Here is an 18,106-nt window from a genome sequence, read left to right as displayed (position 1 = left end):
TTCGCCCGCCCTTGACCCCGCCGATACCGAAACAAGGGATAGGATAAATTTGCGAAAAACCAGTTGACTTGGAATTCATCATAGAAGGTCGGGTTCGCCCTCCCAGTGGAGACAGCATCATGAAACAGCATCAGCCGCACAAGCCAACGCAGCAACGCCGCCTGCGCAACGGCGCCTACGCCATCGCCGCCGTGGCGATACTGGCCGGGGTTGGCATTGCCGCGCTGGCGCTGCCGCGGGACCCGGCCCGCGCCGCCGCGCCGGTGGCGGCCAGCGCGCAGCCGGGCGCCGCTACCCCAGGCGCAGTGGCGCCGGCGCTGGCCGCGCCGTCGGTGTTTCCGCTGTCGCCGTTCGGCAGGCTGAACGCGGCCGGGCCGAAACGCCTCGCCGCCGCCGAGCCGGTAGCCGGGCCGCAGGCGCAGCGCAAGGCCGAACTGGCGGCCTACGAAACAATGGAAATGCCGGCCGACTTCGTGCCGGTCAGCGCCGACGGCGCGACCGAGAATGCGCCGTTCGCCCGCATCCGCCTGGCCGAATTCTCGTCGGGCCAGCGCGCCATCGACCTGCTGGGCGCCGACCTGGCGCCGGTGGCCAACTGGTACGGCATGACGGCCGCCTCGCTGAGCCAACTGCTGCTGAGCGACGCCAGCGTGCACCTGGACCGCAAGGGCCGCATCGTCCACATCGACGAGGGCGTCGGCGCCACCGCCGGCGGCGCCACCGCCGAGGCGACCACCGCCGCCACCGGCACCGCGACGGCCGCCGGCACCCCGTTCCCGCTCGACCAGACCTTCAAGCTGCATACCAAGCCCGACTCGACGCGCGTGCTGTTTATCGACTTCAACGGGCAGGGCGCGAATCCGGGGTTCGACCTCGACAAAGTGGCCGCCACCTACAGCACCGCCGAACGCCTGCTGATTCAAAAAGTGTGGCAGCGCGTGGCGGAAGACTTCGCCGCCTTCGACGTCGACGTCACCACCGAGGCGCCGGCCGTCGTCGCCGGCAAGATCGGCGCGACCGTCCTGGTGACGCCGCAAGCGAGTAGCGCCGGCGGCTACGCCTACCTGAATTCGTTCGCCGCTTTCGCCGCCAACGCCGCGCCGGCGTTCTGCTTCCCGAACAACCTGGCGAACAGCGAAAAGCCGATCGCCGAATGCGTCTCGCACGAGGCCGGCCACACGCTGGGCCTGCGCCACCAGGGTACGGCCGCCACCGCCTACTACACCGGCCACGGCGACGGCCAGACCGGCTGGGCGCCCATCATGGGCGTCGGCTACTATAAGAACTTGACCCAGTGGTCGAAGGGCCAGTACCTGAGCGCCGACAACAAGGAAGACGCCTATGCGGTGATGGCGCGCCAGGGTCTGAAAGCGCGCGTCGACGACCACGGCGGCGCGCCGGCGCTGGCCACCACGCTAACCGGCGTCAACGCCAACGGCCTGTCGAACCTGAACTTTGGCGGTCTCGTCGGCGTGCCGGGCGACGTCGACATGTTCCGCTTCGTCGCCGGTGCCGGCATGCTGACCCTGAAGGCGGCCGGCGCCGCGCTCGGCAGCAACGTCGACATCCTGCTGCAGGTGTACGACGGCGCCGGCCGGCTGCTGGCCAGCGCCAACCCGGTCGACGGCCTCGACGCCAGCCTGAGCGTCAACCTCGCACTGCCGGGCACCTACTACGTCAGCGTCACCGGCGCCGGCGTCGGCGATCCGCTGAAAACCGGGTATACCAACTACGGCAGCATCGGCCGCTACAGCGTCAGCGCTAGCGCGGCGCTGGCGCTTCCATCCCTCAAGCTGGCCGCCGCGCCGACACGCTAAGCCCGCCAGCGCCCGAAGGCGGGGTTGAATCCGCCGGTAGCCTAGCGGGCCGCTACGCTGAAAATCATCCCAATGCATAACCCGGGCTCGGACCTTCAGGTCCGGCCCCGGGCTTATGCCCTTCGTTTTGATGAATTTAACGCCGGGGTGTAAAACAGCTTGAATTTATGCGGTACAATCATTGTGAACGGTCGTGCTTTTTTAAGTGCCGATAACAAAGATGGCCTCGACATTGCGCCACCATCGGGTTTTTCGAGGTTCCGACAAGGAGACAGCATGGATTTGAACTATACCGCCGAGGATACGGCGTTCCGCGCCAGCGCGCGCGCTTTCCTCGACGCCAATTTGCCGGCCGAGCTGCAGCAAAAGGTGCGCCACCATCTGCGCCTGTCGAAGGACGACATCGTGCGCTGGCATAAGATTGTCGCCAAACAGGGTTGGGCCGCGCCCGGCTGGCCGGTCGAGCACGGCGGCACCGGCTGGAACGCGGTGCAGCGGCATATCTGGGAAGACGAGTGCGCCCGCGCCGGCACGCCGCCCATCCTGCCGTTCGGCGTCAACATGGTGGCGCCGGTGATCATGGCCTTCGGCAACGAGGCGCAGAAAGCCCATTACCTGCCGCGCATCCTCCATTGCGACGACTGGTGGTGCCAGGGTTATTCGGAGCCGGGCGCCGGCTCCGACCTGGCGTCGCTAAACACCACCGCCGAGCGCCAGGGCGACGACTACATCGTCAACGGCCAGAAGACCTGGACCACGCTGGGCCAGCACGCCGACATGATTTTCTGCCTGGTGCGCACCGACAGCGGCGTGCGCAAGCAGGAGGGCATATCCTTCCTGCTCATCGACATGAAGACGCCCGGCATCACGGTGCGCCCGATCATCATGCTCGACGAGGACCACGAGGTCAACGAGGTGTTCTTCGATGACGTCCGGGTGCCGGTGCAGAACCTGGTCGGCCAGGAAAACCGCGGCTGGACCTACGCCAAATACCTGCTCGGCCACGAGCGCACCGGCATCGCCGCCGTCGGCCGTTCGCGCCGCGAGCTGCTGTTCCTCAAGCGCCTGGCGACGCAGCACCACAAGCGCGGCGAACCCTTGCTTGACGACGCGCTGTTCGCGGCCAAGGTCGCCACGCTGGAGATCGAGCTGATGGCGCTGGAGATGACGGTGCTGCGCGTGATCGCCCAGGAGAACCAGGCGCCGGGTCCGCAGGCGTCGATGCTCAAGGTGCGCGGCTCGGAAATCCAGCAGCAATTGACCGAGTTGATGGTCGAGGCGCTCGGTCCCGACGCCTTGCCCTTCGATCCGGCGTATCTGGAGGGCCGCGCCGGGCACAGCGCCGCCGGCGACGACGCCGCCGCGCCGCTGGCCGGCTACTACTTCAACTATCGCAAGACCTCGATCTACGGCGGCTCGAACGAGATTCAAAAAAACATCATCACCCAGATGATTCTGGGCCTGTGAGGAGACGACATGGATTTCACCTTCAAAGAAGAGCAGCGGCAGTTCGCCGACGCCCTACGTCGCTGGGTCGACAAAGACTACAGTTTCGAGGCGCGTAACAAGATCATCCATTCCGAGGCCGGCGTGTCCGACGCCGCCTGGGCCACGCTGGCCGAGCTGGGCATGACGGCGCTGCCGGTGCCGGAGGCGCAGGGCGGCTTCAACGGCAGCGCCGTCGACATGCTGGTGGTGATGCAGGAACTGGGCCGCGGCCTGGTGGTCGAGCCCTACCTGGCGACCGTGCTGGGCGCCGAGTTCCTGCGCCTGGGCGGCGGCCACGACGCGCTGCTGCAGCAAGTTGCCGCCGGCGAACTGAAGCTGGCCTGCGCGCTGGGCGAGAAGCAGGCGCGCCACGATTTGTTCGACATTCGCACCCGCGCCACGCCGACCGGCGAAGGTTACCTGCTCGACGGCGCCAAGAGCGTGGTGCTGCACGGCGCGCAGGCGGGCGCGCTGATCGTATCGGCGCGCAGCGGCGGCGAACAGCGCGACAGCGCCGGCATCTCCCTGTTCGTGGTGCCGGCCGACAGCGCCGGCGTCGGCGTGCGCGACTACCGCACCATTGACGGCCAGCGCGCCGCCAGCATCACCTTCACGCAGGTGCGGCTGCCGGCGGCCAGCCTGCTGGGCGCGGCCGGCGCCGGCTGGGACATCCTCGACGCGGCGGCCGACTACGGCGCCACACTGCTGTGCGCCGAGGCGGTCGGAGCGATGGACGCGATCTTCGCGGCGACGCTGGAATACCTGAAGACGCGCACCCAGTTCGGCGCGCCGATCGGCAAGTTCCAGGCGCTGCAGCACCGCATGGCCGACATGTTCATCCACCTGGAACAGGCCCGTTCGATGGCGATGCTGGCGGCCGGCAAAGTCGGCTCCAGCGACGCCGAGGAGCGCCGCCGCACGGTGTCGGCGGCCAAGGTCCGGGTCGGCCAGGCGGCCAAGTTCGTCGGCCAGCAGGCGGTGCAGCTGCACGGCGGCATCGGCGTGACCAACGAGCTGCCGGCCGCGCACCACTTCAAGCGTCTGACGATGATAGAGTTGACCCTGGGCGACAGCGACCACCACCTGGAGCGCTTCATCGCCCAGCCGGGTTTCAAACAGACCGCGTAAGCGCACAAGGGACAGCATATGGCAGGCACGAACCACATGTATTTCGAGGATTTTTTCGTCGGCCAGCAGCTCGACATGGGCAGCCGCTTGGTGACGGAGGAGGAAATCATCGCCTTCGCCGCCCAGTTCGATCCGCAACCCTTCCACATTGACCACGAGGCGGCGGCGCAGTCGATCTTCGGCGGCGTCATCGCCAGCGGCTGGCACACCTGCAGCATGATGATGCGCATGGTCGTCGACGGCGTGCTGGGCGGCTCGTCGAGCATGGGTTCGCCCGGCTTGGATTGCGTGCGCTGGATCAAGCCGGTGCGCGGCGGCGACACGCTGAGCGTTGCCTACATCACCAAGGAAGTGCGGCCGTCGGCGTCGAAGCCGGACCGCGGCGTGGTGGTGTCGCTGTGGCAGGCGACTAACCAGCACGGCGAGGTGGTGGCGACCATCGAGGGCATGGGCATGTTCCGGCGCCGTCCGGGCGCGGCCGCGCAGGTTGGCGATGCGTGACATCGCCAACCTGGCCGACACCAAGGCGCTGGTCGGGCAGGAGGTGGCGCTGTCGGAGTGGGTCGAGATCACCCAGGAGCGCATCAACGGCTTCGCCGACGCCACCAACGACCACCAGTGGATCCACGTCGACGTCGAGCGCTGCCAACGCGAGTCGCCCTACGGCACCACCGTCGCGCACGGCTTTTTGACGCTGGCGATGGTGCCGGCGATGCTGCAAAACGCGCTGCGGCTGGTGGACGTCGGCATGGCCATCAACTACGGCTTGAACAAGGTGCGCTTCCCGGCGCCGGTGCCGGTCGGCAGCCGCCTGCGGGCGCGCCTGTCGATCCTGGCGGTGCGCGACCTGGCCGACGGCGCGCAGATCGACTGGGGCGTGGCGATCGAGCGCGAGGGCGGCGACAAGCCGGTCTGCGTGGCCGAGTTCCTGATGCGCCGCTATCCGTAACTACCCACTGCACGCGCTGGGGTTGGACCGTAGCGTTATACACATCGTTTTTCAGTGCTGACACCAAGAGCGTCCCGGACTGAAAAACGATGTTCTTCCACACTCCGCCCAAGAGATATGCAAACTCGGCACCTTATCGGTATGAAGCATATTCCACCCGCTTAGAAGTGAAATAAGGGGGTGGAAGAAACGCGCTTCAAACCAGCGCCAAATCGCCGGGTCAGACCCTCAAATCTGGCCCCGGCCTTGCGCCGTCGGTTGCTTGTGGAACTAGCTGCGCGTAATCGGCAGGCCCAGGTCTTCCGCCAGCGTGCCGTGCCTGGCCAGTTCCAGCTTGGCGATGGCGTTGCGGTGCACCTCGTCCGGGCCGTCGGCCAGGCGCAGCGTGCGGTTGCCGGCCCATTGCGCCGCCAGCGGGAAGTCGTCCGATACGCCGGCCGCGCCGTGCGCCTGGATCGACCAGTCCAGCACCTGCTGCGCGACGTTCGGCGCCAGCACCTTGATCATCGCGATCTCCGCCTGCGCATGCTTGTTGCCGACGGTGTCCATCAGCGACGCCGTCTTCAGCGTCAGCAGGCGCGCCGTGTCGATCTGGATGCGCGACTCGGCGATGCGCTCGCGCCACACGCCTTGCTCCGACAGCTTCTTGCCGAAGGCGACGCGGCGGTTCAGGCGCAGGCACATCAGTTCCAGCGCGCGCTCGGCCACGCCGATGGCGCGCATGCAGTGGTGGATGCGCCCCGGCCCCAGCCGGCCCTGGGCGATTTCAAAGCCGCGCCCTTCGCCCAGCAACAGGTTGGAGGCCGGCACGCGCACGTTCTCGAACAGGATTTCGCAGTGGCCGTGCGGCGCGTCGTCGTAGCCGAACACCGGCAGCGGGCGCAGGATCGTGATGCCGGGCGTGTCGGCCGGTACCAGTATCATCGACTGCTGCTGGTGGCGCGCCGCGCCGAAGTCGGTCTTGCCCATGGTGATGAAGATTTTGCAGCGCGGGTCGCCGGCGCCGGAAATCCACCATTTGCGCCCGTTGATCACGTAGTCGTCGCCGTCGCGCTCGATGCGGGTTTCAATATTGGTCGCGTCGGACGAGGCCACGCCCGGCTCGGTCATGGCGAAGGCCGAACGGAACTCGCCGCGCAGCAGCGGTTCCAGCCAGGTGCGCTTATGCTCCTCGGAGCCGTAGCGTTCGATGGTTTCCATGTTGCCGGTGTCGGGCGCGGCGCAGTTGAACACCTCCGGCGCCCACCCGACCCGGCCCATGATCTCGCACAGCGGCGCGTAGTCGAGGTTGGACAGCCCTTCCGGCGCGCGCGCCGACTGCGGCAGGAACAGGTTCCACAGCCCCTGTTCGCGCGCCAGCGGTTTCAGGCGCTCGATCAGCTCGGTCGGAATCCAGCGGTTGCCTTTTTCCACGCCGTTGCGGTCGACTTCCCGCTTGAAGGCGGCTTCGTTCTGGTAGATGTGCTGCTCCATAAATTGCAGCAACTTGTGCCGCAAGCTCTGGCAACGCTCGGAATAGTCGAAATTCATCTGTTTCCCCTGGTTAGATTGGTTTGCCGCCGGCGTAGGCCCAGCCCAGTTCGGCCATGGGCCGCGCCATCTTGCCCGACTCCAGCGCCTGTGCGCTGGCGGCCGTGCCGTCGACGTAACGTTTCATGATGCCCTGCATGATGCTGGCCAGGCGGAACATATTAAAGGCCAGATAAAAGTTGAAATCCTCCAGGCGGATGGTCTTGCCGGTGCGCTCGGCGTACTGGCGGATGTATTCCTGCTGCGACGGGATGCCCAGCGCCGCCAAGTCGAGTCCGGCGATGCCGCGGAACTGGCCCGGTTCGATGTGCCAGCTCATGCAGTGGTAGGAGAAGTCGGCGAACGGGTGCCCCAGCGTCGACAGTTCCCAGTCCAGCACGGCCAGCACGCGCGGCTCGGTCGGATGGAAGATGATGTTGTCGAGGCGGAAGTCGCCATGCACGATGCTGGTGTCCTCGCCCGGCGGGATGTGCGCCGGCAGCCAGGCCATCAGCTGGTTCATCGGCGCGATGTCCTCGGTCGCGGAGGCCTGGTACTGGCGCGTCCAGCGCTCGATCTGGCGCTGGAAGTAATTGCCCGGCTTGCCGAAGTCGGCCAGGCCGATGGCCGCGTAGTCGACCGTGTGCAGCTGCGCGATCACGCGGTTGAGTTCGTCATAGATGGCGCCGCGCTCGGCCGGCGTCATGCCGGGCAGGGCCTGGTCCCACAGCACCCGGCCCTCGACGAATTCCATGATGTAAAAGGCGCGCCCGATGACGCCCTCGTCGAGACACAGCGCGTACTGGCGCGCGGCCGGGAAGCCGGCCTTGTTGAGCGCGTCCATGACGCGGAACTCGCGGTCGATCGCGTGCGCCGACGCCAGCAGCTTGGCGGCAGGGCCGGGCTTGGTGCGCAGCACGTAGTGCTGGCCGGCGACGCTGAGCTTGAAGGTCGGGTTCGACTGGCCGCCCTTGAACTGTTCCACCGTCGGCTCGCCGCCGGGGTAGCCGGCCACGTGCCGCCGCAAATACGCGGTCAGCGCCGCGATATCGAATTTCTGCCGCTCCGACACGGGCTTGGTGCCCATGAATTCCTCAAACATCTCGTCTCCCTCGGGCTTGGGCCCTGTCGTGGTGGGTCTATTCTAAACCATGGAAACGCACGCCCGTACTATTTATTTTCAAGCGAAGCGACGTGGCGCGACGGCGCTGTGAAGGGCTGCGGGAAGGTTTGGTAGCTCGGGTAAGCCCAGCGGGCGTAACCCGACAATACGACACGCCCTTGGGCGACGCCGCGCTAGAAAAATACGGCGGTGCGGGTGATGATGGCGCCGGTGTTGCCGTAGGGCGCCTTGGCGCGTACCGAGCCGGTGGTGGCGACGCCGTCGTCGAGCTTGCTGTCGATCTGCTCGGCGAACGATTCCGGCAGGTTGTCGAAGCGGATGCCGTTGCCCGAGCGCCCGCCCACTTCGTCGTTGTACAGGTACACCGCGCCGCCCTGGGAGCTGGTCATGAACTGGGTCGAGCCGTTGTAGGAGCCGGTGATGAAGCCGCCCAGCGCCAGGTGTTGCGGCGCCAGCGCGAATTCGCGCGGCTGGCCGTCGCCGATCTGGCCGTCGCCGTTGCCGTTGCCGGCCGCGTTCGGCACATGGCTGGTGGCCTGGATGTCGTCGCCGGGCAGGGCGCGGAATTTGTCCTGGTAGGCGTTCACCGCCGCCGACAGCGCGTTCGACTGCTGGATGATGTTCTTTACCTTGGCGCTGTCGATCAGGCCCTGGCCTTTTAACACGCCGCCCAGCAGCAGGCCGATGATGACCAACACGATGGCGATTTCAACCAGGGTGAAGCCTTGCTGTCGGTGGCGGAGGGCGGGCATAATGGTTCCTTTATAATACGACAATACATATTGCAGTAACTGCACAATTAACTTGCAATTTTAAAGCAAATCGGCGCGTTATGGGCGCGCGCGCGTTTCTTTTTGACGGGCGGCAATATCCTGCAGGCGTCGCTCCAGGAATGCCAGCTCGCGCGGGTCGCTGACGTGGCCGCTTTGCAGTAGGCCGCCGATGAGCGCCTTCGCGCTGTCGAACTCGTTCATGTCCTCGGCGATGAACACTTCCAGCTGGCGCGCCCAGGCCGGCACGCCGGCGCCGGTGGCGCGCAGGCGCAGCGCGGCGGCGTAGCGGCGCGCCAGCGGCAGGTCGTGCAAGCGGTGGCGCGCCACCAGCGCCGCGTGCGCCAGCCACGGCCAGCGCCGGTCGGGGTCGTCGCCGAAGCGGCGCTCGACGAAGGCCAGCATGCGCCGCACCCGCGCCGGGTCGGGCGCCGCCGCGTACACCTGGCTGGCCAGCAGCAGCGGGTACTGGCCGCGCGGGTCGAGCGCCAGCGCGGCCTCCAGCCAGCCTTCCAGGCGCGCGTAGTCGAGCTGGTTCAGGCTCAGGCTGCGCCCGTCCTGGTCGTCGTAGGCTTGCAGGTACAGCAGTAGCGCCTTCGACAGCGCCTCCGGCTCGCCCAGGCTGGCCAGGCGCAGCGCGGCCGGCGCCGGCGCCGGCGGCAGCGCCGGCGGCGCCGGCGCGGCCGGCTGCTGCGCGGCGTGCCACAGCAGTTGCAGCGCCAGCGCCAGCGCCAGCGCCCAGCGCACCGCCGGCGGCACCGCCGCGACCGGTTTCACGGCCATCAGAGGCTCTTGCGGTACAAGTCGAACAGCGCGGCCGCCGCCAGCAGGGCCAGGTAGATCGCGCTGTGCGCGGCGATGGCGAGCAGGGTGGCGGCGTCGCCGCTGCCGTACAGCAGCCATTCGGTGCGGGTGTAGCGATCCAGCGCCGGCAGCACGGCGGCCACCAGGTCGAGGCCGGCGCCGATGGCGCGCTGGCCGTGCGAGCGCGCGCCGCCCTGGCCGTGGCCCAGCAGTTGCAGCGCGCCGATCACGCGCGCCAGCAGGTAGAAGCCGGCGACGCCGGCCAGCGCCGGCAGCGCCTGGCTGAAGCTGAGCGCGCACAACAGGCTGAAGGCGGCGACGATCCACAGCTCGCACAGCAGCGACAGGCCCCACAGCGCGCTTTGCGCCGGCGCCGCGAACAGCAGGCTGAGGGTGCCGAACAGCAGCGCCGGCAGCAGCGCCAGCGCGGCGAAGCCGGCCAGCTTGCCGAACAGGTAGGCGGCGCGCGGCATGGGCAGCGCCAGCAGCATGTCGAGGCCCTTGTCGTCGGCCTCGCGCACCACGCTGGTGACGACGAAGGTGGCGACCAGGAACACCGCCGCCAGCCGCAGCGCGGCCGCCAGCAGCGCCGCCTGCACCTCGCGGCCCTCGGTCAGCGCCAGCTCGTGCAGGAAGCCGGCCAGGCCGACGCCGGCCAGCGCCGCCAGCAACAGCAGCCATAGCAGGCGGTTGCGCAGCGCTTCCAGCAGCGTGTAGGCGGCGATGGTCAGGGCCGGTCGCAGCATCATTGCGGCAGGCGCTGCGCCGCCACCATCCGGTTGAACAGGATGTTCGGCGAGACCCACACCACCAGGTCGTCGAACTCGCCGCCGGCGCCGCCGTGCTCGTCGCTCAGGGCGCGGCTGACGAAGGTGGTGCCGACGCCGGCGTTGACGCGCTCGTCACCGTTGCTGGCCGAGGCGTTGGCGACGCGTACGCCCAGCTCGCTGCTGGCGCCGAAGCCGTTTTTGCCGTGCGACATCACCAGCGCCGGAATGTCGTTGCTGGCGGTCGCCGGGGTGGGGCGGCCGGCGCCGTCGCGCGTCATGACGCTGATGTCGCCCCGCGTGTTGAGCGCGAAGCGCACGCCGCTGTCGCTGAAGGCCGGCGTGACGCTGTAGCGGAACAGGTGGTTCCAGCTGTCGCTTTTGACCAGGCCGAGGGTGGCCCAGGGCAGGAAGCCCTGGCGTTTTTCATTCGCGCAGCGCAGCGCCAGGCGGTCCTCCAGGCCGTTGCCGGCCGAGACGGCCGGGCAGGGCAGGTGGCCGTAACGCAGCGCGTAGCCGATCAGTGCCTCCCTGGCCTCGTCGAGCGCCTTTTGCGTCTCGGCGCCCTTGCGCTGCTCCAGTTGCATCGCCAGCGGCGTGATCAGGCCGCCTATCATCAGGCCGACGATGACCAGCACGATGGCCATTTCGACCAGGCTGAAACCGCGTTGTTGTCGTATGCTTGTCCGGTTCATGGCAGGTTGCGGGCCGCTTTCATGCGTTGGTATAACTGTGGCAGGGCGACCCAGGTGAGCATGTCGTCGAACTCGCCGCCGGGCCGGGCCGGGTCGGCGCTGGCGGCGCCGCCGATGAAGTGGGCGCTGGCGGCCTGGTTGGCCAGCTCGTCTGGGTTGCGGCGGGCGCCGTTGGCCTGGGCCACGCCGCCGACGCCGGTACCGAGGTTGTTCTTGCCGCTGGAGTAGACCACGAAGGGCAGGCACGGCGCGCTTAGCACGCATTCTTCCTGGCCGCCGAGGTAGTACAAGCGGCCGTCCGGCTGGCGCGCGCGCACCGTCTTGGTCGCCACCGCGCTGCTGCTTTGCACCGGCGCGCGCTAGCGTCCATGCTGTTCCCGCACCGTGCCGTCGTCCGGGTGGTAGCTTTGGCCCGGCTTGAGGATCACGGTTTGGCCGGACGGCAGTTGCAGCGACAGCGCGGCGGCCGCCGGGTCCGCTCCAAGGCGGTCGTCCGCTTCCCTTTGCGGCATCTGGTTGAGCCAGACGGTGGACTTGCCGCCGCTGCGCCGCACCACGCCGTCGAGCGTGGTGGGCGCCGGCGCCGGCGCGCTTTCGACGGCGGCGGCGGGCGGCGCCGGCGCGGCGGCCGGCGCGCCGGCGCCGGCATGGCCGTCGCGGCGGGCGTCGAGCTGGGCGCGCTCGGCCGGGGTGGCGAACAGGCGTCCGAGCGGCGCGCTGGCCGCCTGCGCGGCGCCGCACGCCAGCGCCAGCGCCAGCGACAGCGACAGCGACAGCGACAGGCGCGCCCGCAGGCGCGGCGCCGTCATGGCCGGCTCCGCGCGGCCGGCGCGGGCGCGGCCGTGGCCAGTGTCAGCCAGTACAGCGTGCAGTCGGCCGACAGCGTCGACGCCAGCGCGCCGTTGGCCGCCGTGGCGCTGCGCTTGATCGAGCAATCCTGCATCGTGTAATAGTTGCGCTGCTTGAGTTCGTGCAGGAAGTCGAACAGGTCCATTTCGTGCAGCAGGTCCATGTGCAGGTCCATGCGGCTGCCCCGCAGGCTGTAGTCGCCCATGGCGGCCTGGGCTTCGAGGCGGAACGGTTGCTGCGCGTCGATCTCGTAGCTGATCGGCAGCAGCTTGCGCCGTTCCTGGATCTGGCGGATCGCGTCGATCCATTCGAGGCGCTTTTCCTCGCCGATCAGGCCGCGCTCGCGCAGCGCCAGGAACTGCGGCTGGTAGTCGCGGATTTCCAGCTTCTCGTTCTCGACGTGGGCGAACTTGTCGTAGGCGACGTTGCGCAACTGCTGGGTGCGCGCCAGCGCCGCGCCGCGCTGGTTCAGGTACCAGCTGCTGACGAGCACCAGCAGGCTGCCGACGCTGAGCGCGGTGGCAAAGCACAGCAGGGCCAGGCGGATCAGCGCCAGCTCGTTCATCCACAGCGGCAGCGCGACCGTGCGGGCGGTTTTCTTGCCGGCCGCGGGCGCGGCCGGCGGCATGCCGGACGGAAGGGCGCTCATGGTATCCAACTCAGGTTGAGGGTGAACTTGACCTTGCTGTCGGCCGCCGTGGTGGCGGCCTTGCCGGCCAGCTTGACGCTCGGGCGCACGTCCAGCGGGGTCTGCTCGAGCTCGACGGTCAGGCGCGGCTGGCGCGCCAGCTCGGCGGTCAGGCGGTTGATGCTGTCGAGCGCGGCGCGGTAGTTGTTTTGCGCCAGCAGCACCTCGGCCTCGACGTGCAGGCTTTGCGGCGGCATCGCCGGCAGCCCGATCAGCAGCGACGACACCGGCGCCGCGGCGGCGTTGTCGGCGCGCGGCTGCGCCGAGCCGGCGCGGTTCTCCGGCAGGCGCACCTTCCAGTCGAGTTGCACCAGGCTGACGTCGGGCACGCCCTCCAGCGCCGCGCTGAGCATGGCCAGCATCGTTTGCGGACCCGGCGCGCGGCTCGTCACCATGCGCTCGATCAGCACCGCCGCCTTCATGTTCTGGGTCTTGTCGACCTGCGGCGGCAGCGACGCCATGATGGCGTCGTAGCGCTGCTCGTACGATTGCGCCTCGGCCGCCAGCGCCGCCTGGGAGCGGGCGGCGTCGACGATGCCCCAGATGTTCGCCGCCAGCCAGACCAGGCAAAACACGGCGATCGCCGCGCTGCCGGCGAACAGGCCGAGGCGCGCCAGCAGCAACTGGTAGAAGCGGGCGCGCTGGCCCAGCGCGTAATGGCTGGGGGGGCGGCGCCGGCCCAGCACCGACAACAGCAGCGGGTCGGCCAGCGCCGGCACCTCGGCCAGGTGCAATTTGGCGCAGGCCCGTTCCATCGTCACGAAACGGAACTCGGTCTCGGGGGCGTTGCGGCACAGCGGCTGCAGCCGCGCCACCTGCGGCGCCGGCGCCACGACGACGCTGTGCAGCACCTCGCCGCGTTCGAGCATGCGCGTGCTGACCAGGAACTGGCGGGTCTTCTCGGTTTCGCCGGCAACGTCGACGGCGACGCCGTCGCGGTCGATGGCCGGGGTCAGGCGGCTAAAGCGCAGCTGGCCGTTCTGGAAATAGCTCTGGCGCAGGCCGCCCGACTGGAACGTCACCAGCAGGATGTGCGGCTGGGTCAGCGCCAGCGCGCCCACCAGCGCCGCGCTGAGCAGGCTGCTCGAGTAAATCCCCGCCAGCGGCACCTTGCGCTGTTCCAGCGCGTCGACCCAGGGTTGCAGCAGGGACGGGTTGGTCAGCGCGCAAAACAGCACCCGGTCGTCGCGCCGGCCGGCGCTTTCGCGGCCCTGCACGGTGGCGGCGCGGTAGGGCGTGTCGCGGTAGAGCTGGGTCAGGCGGCGCTGCAGCAGGCCGCGGCCGGCGCGCCCGCCCACGTGCGGCAGCAACTGGCGCTGGAAATCCTCTTCGATCAGGTCGGTGAGCAGGTAGGCCGGCAGCGCCGCCCGCTCCGCCAGGTAGCGCGCGAAGGCGGCCACGCCGGCGGCGTCGGCGCCGAAGCACTGGCCGCCCGACAAGTGGCCGCGCTGCCAGTCGTAGGCGCACAGCTGGTCGTTGGTGACGTAGAATAATTGGGTGCGCAACAAGGCCGGTCCTCAGGTTTTGATCTTGCTGATCGTATCGTAGATCGGTCCCAGCACCGACAGCATGATCCAGCCCAGCAGCAGCCCCAGGACCACCGTCATGGCCGGCTCTATCATCGCCTGCACCTTCTCGATCATGTCCTTGACCTCGCGGTTGTAGAAATAGCTGACGTTGCGCAGCGCCGTGTCGAGCGAGCCGGTGGCCTCGCCGACCTTGAGCATGCGGATCACCAGCGGCGGGAAGATGCCGGTGTTCTGGAACGCCGCCGTCACCCCCTGCCCCTCCGAGATCAGTTGCGCGGCGCGGCGCAGGCCGGCGGCCACGACGCGGTTGCCGACGATGCCCTCGGACAGGCGGATGCAGTCGAGGATGGTGATGCCGGAGGCGTACATCAGCGCGAAAAAGGTGGCGAAGCGCGCCAGGATGATCTTGTGCAGCACCGGCCCGACCAGCCAGACGCGCAGCTTCATGCCGTCGAAGGCGAAGGCCGCCGCCTCGCTGCGGGCGATCCAGGCGCGGGCGCCGAACCAGGCCGCCACCGGCAGCGCCAGCAGCAGATACCAGTAGTCGATGAAGACGTTCGAGACGACGATCAGCGCGCGCGTGTGGAAGGGCAGCGCGCCGCCCATGTTCTTGATGAAGGCGGTCAGCTGCGGCACCAGGTAGATCATCAGGAAGAAGGTGACGGCGACCACGACCAGGCCGACCACGGCCGGGTACATGACGATCTTCTTGCTTTGCGCGGCCAGCTCGTCCTGCCACTTCAGGCTCTCCGACAGGTTCTTGAAGACCTCGGCGATCTTGCCGCTGTGCTCGCCGGCGGTGATCAGGCTGGTGAAGGTGTTGTCGAAAATGTCCGGATGCACCGCCAGCGCCGCCGACAGGCTCAGGCCGCCCTCGATGCCCTCGACCAGTTCGGTGATGACTTCGCGCAGGCGCGGGTGGTCGGTGCTGTCGCGCAAATCGTTCAAGCCCTCCAGGATGGGCACGCCGGCGCCGGTCAACTGCTCCATGTGGAAGCAAAAGTTGATCAGGTCGGCGCGGCGCACCACGCGCGCGCCCAGCAGCACCAGTTGCTGGCTGCTGAGCTTGAAGTCGATCAAGTCCAACTGCATGCGGTGCAGGCGCAGTTCCAGGTCGGGCACGTTGCTCGCGTCCATCACCCCCGGCACCATCTGGCCGGCCGGGTCCATTGCGCGGTAGGCGTATTGCGCCATCAGGCCAGCCGGTCGGTCAGGTCGACCACGCGCGCCACCTCGTCGAGCGTGGTGGCGCCCTCGCGCACGCGGCGCACGCCGTCGTCGACCAGCGCGTGGAAGCCGGCGGCGCGGGCGGCGTTCTTCAGCTCGCGCGACGAGGCGCGCCGCGCCACCATTTCGTCGAGTTCGGGCGTCATCTTCAGCAGCTCGATGAGCGCCATGCGGCCCTTGTAGCCCTGGTGGGCGCAGCGCTCGCAGCCCTGGGCGCGGTAGATCGTCACGGCGCCGGCGTCGGCGTCGCCGTCGCCGTCGCCGGATGTGGCATGCTCGTCGCGCTGCGGCGCCAGCCCGAGCAGGCGCCGCTCGACGGCGCCGGCGGTGTGCGCCGTGCGGCAGTGCGGGCACAGGCGGCGCACCAGGCGCTGCGCGACGATGCCGATGATGTTGCCGGCCATGACGTCGGGCAGGATGCCGATGTCGAGCAGGCGCGAGATCGAGCCGATCGCCGAGTTGGTGTGCAAGGTGGTGTAGACCTGGTGCCCGGTCATGGCGGCGGCGAAGGCCATCTCCGCCGTTTCCTTGTCGCGCACCTCGCCGACCAGGATCACGTCCGGGTCTTGCCGCATCATCGAGCGGATGCCGTCGGCGAAGCCCATCTTGGCCGACTCGTTGATCGAGGTCTGGCGTATCATCGTCATCGGGTACTCGACCGGGTCTTCCAACGTCATGATGTTGACGCTCTCGGTGTTGATGTGGTTGAGGATCGAGTACAGCGTGGTGGTCTTGCCGCTGCCGGTCGGCCCGGTCACCAGGATCACGCCGTCGGGGCGGGCGATCATCAGCTTCAGGCGGGCCAGTTCGGCGTCGGCCAGGCCCAGCTGGTCCAGCGGCACCAGGCCTTTTTGGCGGTCGAGCACGCGCAGCACGAAGTTTTCGCCGTGCGTGGTGGGCTGGGCCGAGGCGCGGAAATCGATCTGCCGGCCGGAGAATTTGATCGAGATGCGCCCGTCCTGCGGCGCGCGCGACTCGGCGATGTTCATGTTGCTGACCACTTTCAGGCGCACCACCATGGCCGGCCAGTACGATTTGTGCAGGCTGCGGATTTGCCGCAGGATGCCGTCGATGCGGTAGCGGATGCGCAGGAACGACTGCTCCGGCTCGAAGTGGATGTCGGAGGCGCCGTTTTGCACCGCGTCGGCCAGCAGCGCGTCGATCAGGCGCACCATCGGCTGGCTGTACTCGTCCGACACCGCGCCCATGCTCTGGTAGTTGACCTCGCCGGTCTCGATCTCCAGCAGGATGCCGTCGATCGACAGCTCGAAGCCGTAGTACTGGTCGATGGCGCGCGAGATGTCGGAGTCGTTGACCAGCAGCGGCGTGATGCTGATGCCCTTGACCAGCATCGCGCTGATCTGGTCGAGGGCGACGATGTTGCTGGTGTCGGCCATGGCCAGGATCAGGTTGTCCTTGTCGCGCTCGTAGACGATGGGGAACACGCGGTAGCGCTTGGCCACTTCCTTGGGGATCAACTTGAGGGCGATGGCGTCGACCACCAGGCTGCTCAGGTCGGCGCTTTGCTGGTGCAGGTTTTCGCTGAGCGCCTCGCGCACGGTGGCCTCGGTAACGAAACCGAGCGTGATGAGCAGGCGCCCGAGCGGCTCGGGGGTGCGTTTTTGCTCGATCAGCGCGATGCGCAGCTGGTCCTCGCTGATGACGCCTTTTTGGATCAGCTGCTTGCCGAGCGGGAGTTTTGCTTGTTCTGCCATGACGCTCTTATTCGGTGGGGGCGCGGGCGCCGGCGCCGGCCAGTTCGCGCATGCGCCGGCGCACCGCGGCGCGGTCGAAGCTGCCGGGGGCGTTCTGCGCCAGCGCCAGCGCGCGTTGGTAATAGGTCAGCGCCAACTTGGCCTGGTTCAAGCGGTCCAGGCCGACGGCCAGGTTGAAGGCGTAGTCGGCGTTGTCGGGCGTGCTGTTGTAGGCGCGGAAAAACAATTGCTGGGCGTCGCTCCAGCGGCTTTGCTTGGCGTACAGGTTGCCCAGCGCGAACAGCACCGGGCCGGCGTCGGGGGCGCGCTGCAAAATCGCCTTCAGGCGCGACTCGCCCTGCACCGGGTCGCCCTGGCGCAGCGCGATCAGGCCGGCCAGCGCCTCGCCGTCGTTGGGGTCCAGTTCCAGCAGGCGCAGGTACAGCGCGCCGGCCTGTGGCCCCTGGCCTTCGCGCACCGCGACGGCGGCCATGCCGAGCAGGGCGTCGCGGTTGTTCGGCTCCTGCCGCAGCACCGCGTCGTAGCGCTGGCGGGCGTTGCCGGTGTCGCCGCTGTTGAACGCCTGGTAGGCGCCCTCCAGCGCCGGATTGATTTGCGGCGCCACGTCGGTGCGCAGCACGCGGATGTCGGCGCCGTCGGACGCCGCCAGCGGCGCCGCGGCCTGCGGCGGCGCTGGCCGTTGCGCTGGCGGCCGCTGCGGCGCCTGCTGCTGTTGCTGCTGTTGCTGCTGCTGTTGCTGCTGCTGTTGCTGCTGTTCCATGGCCAAGGCCTGCTGTTCGATGCGTTCGCGCGCGCCCGGCTCGTAGCCGGGCGGCGGCTGCGGGCTGGACGGGGTGGCCGGGTTGGGCGGGGCGCCCTGGTAGGTCGGGTAGACCGGCACGGCGCCGGGCGCGCCGTCGCCGGCGGGCGCGCCGTCCGGCGTATTCGGGTACGCGGCGGCGCCCTGGGGCGCAGGCGGGGGTGGAGCGGAGGAGGCAAGCGCGTTTAGTGCCCGGCGGGAGGACCCCTTCAGGGTGGTGGGGTATGAGTTCGTGCTTTGGTTTTTACC

General features: G+C 68.6%; 18 protein-coding genes. 5 read left to right on the top strand and 13 right to left on the bottom strand.

The window, feature by feature from the left end; translation table 11 throughout:
* Positions 1 to 119 precede the first annotated feature (119 nt).
* From ACFDR9_RS22535 to ACFDR9_RS22515, 5 genes are all read left to right on the top strand, one after another.
* Entirely contained in the window at positions 120 to 1,817 is a 1,698-nt protein-coding gene (locus ACFDR9_RS22535; protein ID WP_409032435.1) for a hypothetical protein, read from the top strand.
* 276 nt (positions 1,818 to 2,093) lie between these two features.
* Positions 2,094 to 3,284, top strand: coding sequence for an acyl-CoA dehydrogenase family protein (locus ACFDR9_RS22530; protein ID WP_409032434.1), 1,191 nt, complete (start codon positions 2,094 to 2,096; stop codon positions 3,282 to 3,284).
* Positions 3,285 to 3,293: 9 nt separating this feature from the next.
* Positions 3,294 to 4,433 carry an acyl-CoA dehydrogenase family protein gene (locus ACFDR9_RS22525; RefSeq protein ID WP_409032433.1) on the top strand — a complete coding sequence of 380 codons (1,140 nt, stop codon included), beginning with the start codon at positions 3,294 to 3,296 and terminating at the stop codon, positions 4,431 to 4,433.
* An 18-nt stretch (positions 4,434 to 4,451) separates the two neighbouring features.
* Positions 4,452 to 4,934 carry a MaoC family dehydratase gene (locus tag ACFDR9_RS22520; RefSeq protein WP_409032432.1) on the top strand — a complete coding sequence of 161 codons (483 nt, stop codon included), beginning with the start codon at positions 4,452 to 4,454 and terminating at the stop codon, positions 4,932 to 4,934.
* Positions 4,927 to 5,382 carry a MaoC family dehydratase gene (locus ACFDR9_RS22515; protein ID WP_409032431.1) on the top strand — a complete coding sequence of 152 codons (456 nt, stop codon included), beginning with the start codon at positions 4,927 to 4,929 and terminating at the stop codon, positions 5,380 to 5,382. Before ACFDR9_RS22520 ends, ACFDR9_RS22515 begins: the two co-directional genes overlap by 8 nt.
* 270 nt (positions 5,383 to 5,652) lie before the next feature.
* Here the strand turns inward: ACFDR9_RS22515 and ACFDR9_RS22510 are convergent, their stop codons facing one another.
* The 13 genes from ACFDR9_RS22510 to ACFDR9_RS22450 form a co-directional block, all read right to left on the bottom strand.
* Positions 5,653 to 6,912 carry an acyl-CoA dehydrogenase family protein gene (locus ACFDR9_RS22510; RefSeq protein ID WP_409032430.1) on the bottom strand — a complete coding sequence of 420 codons (1,260 nt, stop codon included), beginning with the start codon at positions 6,910 to 6,912 and terminating at the stop codon, positions 5,653 to 5,655.
* A gap of 13 nt (positions 6,913 to 6,925) precedes the next feature.
* Positions 6,926 to 7,993 carry a phosphotransferase gene (locus ACFDR9_RS22505; protein WP_409032429.1) on the bottom strand — a complete coding sequence of 356 codons (1,068 nt, stop codon included), beginning with the start codon at positions 7,991 to 7,993 and terminating at the stop codon, positions 6,926 to 6,928.
* A 194-nt stretch (positions 7,994 to 8,187) separates the two neighbouring features.
* Positions 8,188 to 8,766 (bottom strand): prepilin-type N-terminal cleavage/methylation domain-containing protein, encoded by a 579-nt coding sequence (locus ACFDR9_RS22500; RefSeq protein WP_017875230.1) that lies wholly within the window; start codon positions 8,764 to 8,766, stop codon positions 8,188 to 8,190.
* Between the two features lie 78 nt (positions 8,767 to 8,844).
* On the bottom strand, positions 8,845 to 9,567 hold the full coding sequence (locus ACFDR9_RS22495; RefSeq protein WP_017875231.1) for a hypothetical protein: 723 nt from the start codon (positions 9,565 to 9,567) through the stop codon (positions 8,845 to 8,847).
* Complete coding sequence (locus tag ACFDR9_RS22490) at positions 9,567 to 10,337, bottom strand: ABC transporter permease (protein WP_409032428.1); 771 nt, start codon at positions 10,335 to 10,337, stop codon at positions 9,567 to 9,569. The genes ACFDR9_RS22495 and ACFDR9_RS22490 overlap by 1 nt, the downstream gene beginning before the upstream one ends.
* A complete protein-coding gene (locus tag ACFDR9_RS22485) occupies positions 10,334 to 11,050 on the bottom strand; it encodes a type II secretion system protein (protein ID WP_409032427.1) in 717 nt (238 codons plus the stop codon). The genes ACFDR9_RS22490 and ACFDR9_RS22485 overlap by 4 nt, the downstream gene beginning before the upstream one ends.
* Entirely contained in the window at positions 11,047 to 11,400 is a 354-nt protein-coding gene (locus ACFDR9_RS22480) for a hypothetical protein (RefSeq protein ID WP_409032426.1), read from the bottom strand. Before ACFDR9_RS22480 ends, ACFDR9_RS22485 begins: the two co-directional genes overlap by 4 nt.
* Positions 11,401 to 11,409: 9 nt before the next feature.
* On the bottom strand, positions 11,410 to 11,859 hold the full coding sequence (locus tag ACFDR9_RS22475) for a hypothetical protein (RefSeq protein ID WP_409032425.1): 450 nt from the start codon (positions 11,857 to 11,859) through the stop codon (positions 11,410 to 11,412).
* Positions 11,856 to 12,548: a hypothetical protein gene (locus ACFDR9_RS22470; protein WP_409032424.1), complete on the bottom strand. Its 693-nt coding sequence runs from the start codon at positions 12,546 to 12,548 to the stop codon at positions 11,856 to 11,858. The genes ACFDR9_RS22475 and ACFDR9_RS22470 overlap by 4 nt, the downstream gene beginning before the upstream one ends.
* Positions 12,545 to 14,092 (bottom strand): hypothetical protein, encoded by a 1,548-nt coding sequence (locus tag ACFDR9_RS22465; protein WP_232429651.1) that lies wholly within the window; start codon positions 14,090 to 14,092, stop codon positions 12,545 to 12,547. Before ACFDR9_RS22465 ends, ACFDR9_RS22470 begins: the two co-directional genes overlap by 4 nt.
* A gap of 12 nt (positions 14,093 to 14,104) precedes the next feature.
* Positions 14,105 to 15,310, bottom strand: a complete 1,206-nt coding sequence (locus ACFDR9_RS22460) for a type II secretion system F family protein (protein ID WP_017875238.1) — start codon at positions 15,308 to 15,310, stop codon at positions 14,105 to 14,107.
* Entirely contained in the window at positions 15,310 to 17,058 is a 1,749-nt protein-coding gene (locus tag ACFDR9_RS22455; protein WP_409032423.1) for a GspE/PulE family protein, read from the bottom strand. Before ACFDR9_RS22455 ends, ACFDR9_RS22460 begins: the two co-directional genes overlap by 1 nt.
* A 7-nt stretch (positions 17,059 to 17,065) precedes the next feature.
* Entirely contained in the window at positions 17,066 to 17,938 is an 873-nt protein-coding gene (locus ACFDR9_RS22450) for a tetratricopeptide repeat protein (RefSeq protein ID WP_409032422.1), read from the bottom strand.
* Between the last annotated feature and the right edge of the window lie 168 nt (positions 17,939 to 18,106).

This window comes from Janthinobacterium sp. CG_23.3 (assembly GCF_046115965.1).
GTDB lineage: Bacteria > Pseudomonadota > Gammaproteobacteria > Burkholderiales > Burkholderiaceae_D > Janthinobacterium.
Note: the sequence above shows the minus strand (reverse complement) of the source record. Positions and strands in the feature narration are given on the sequence as shown.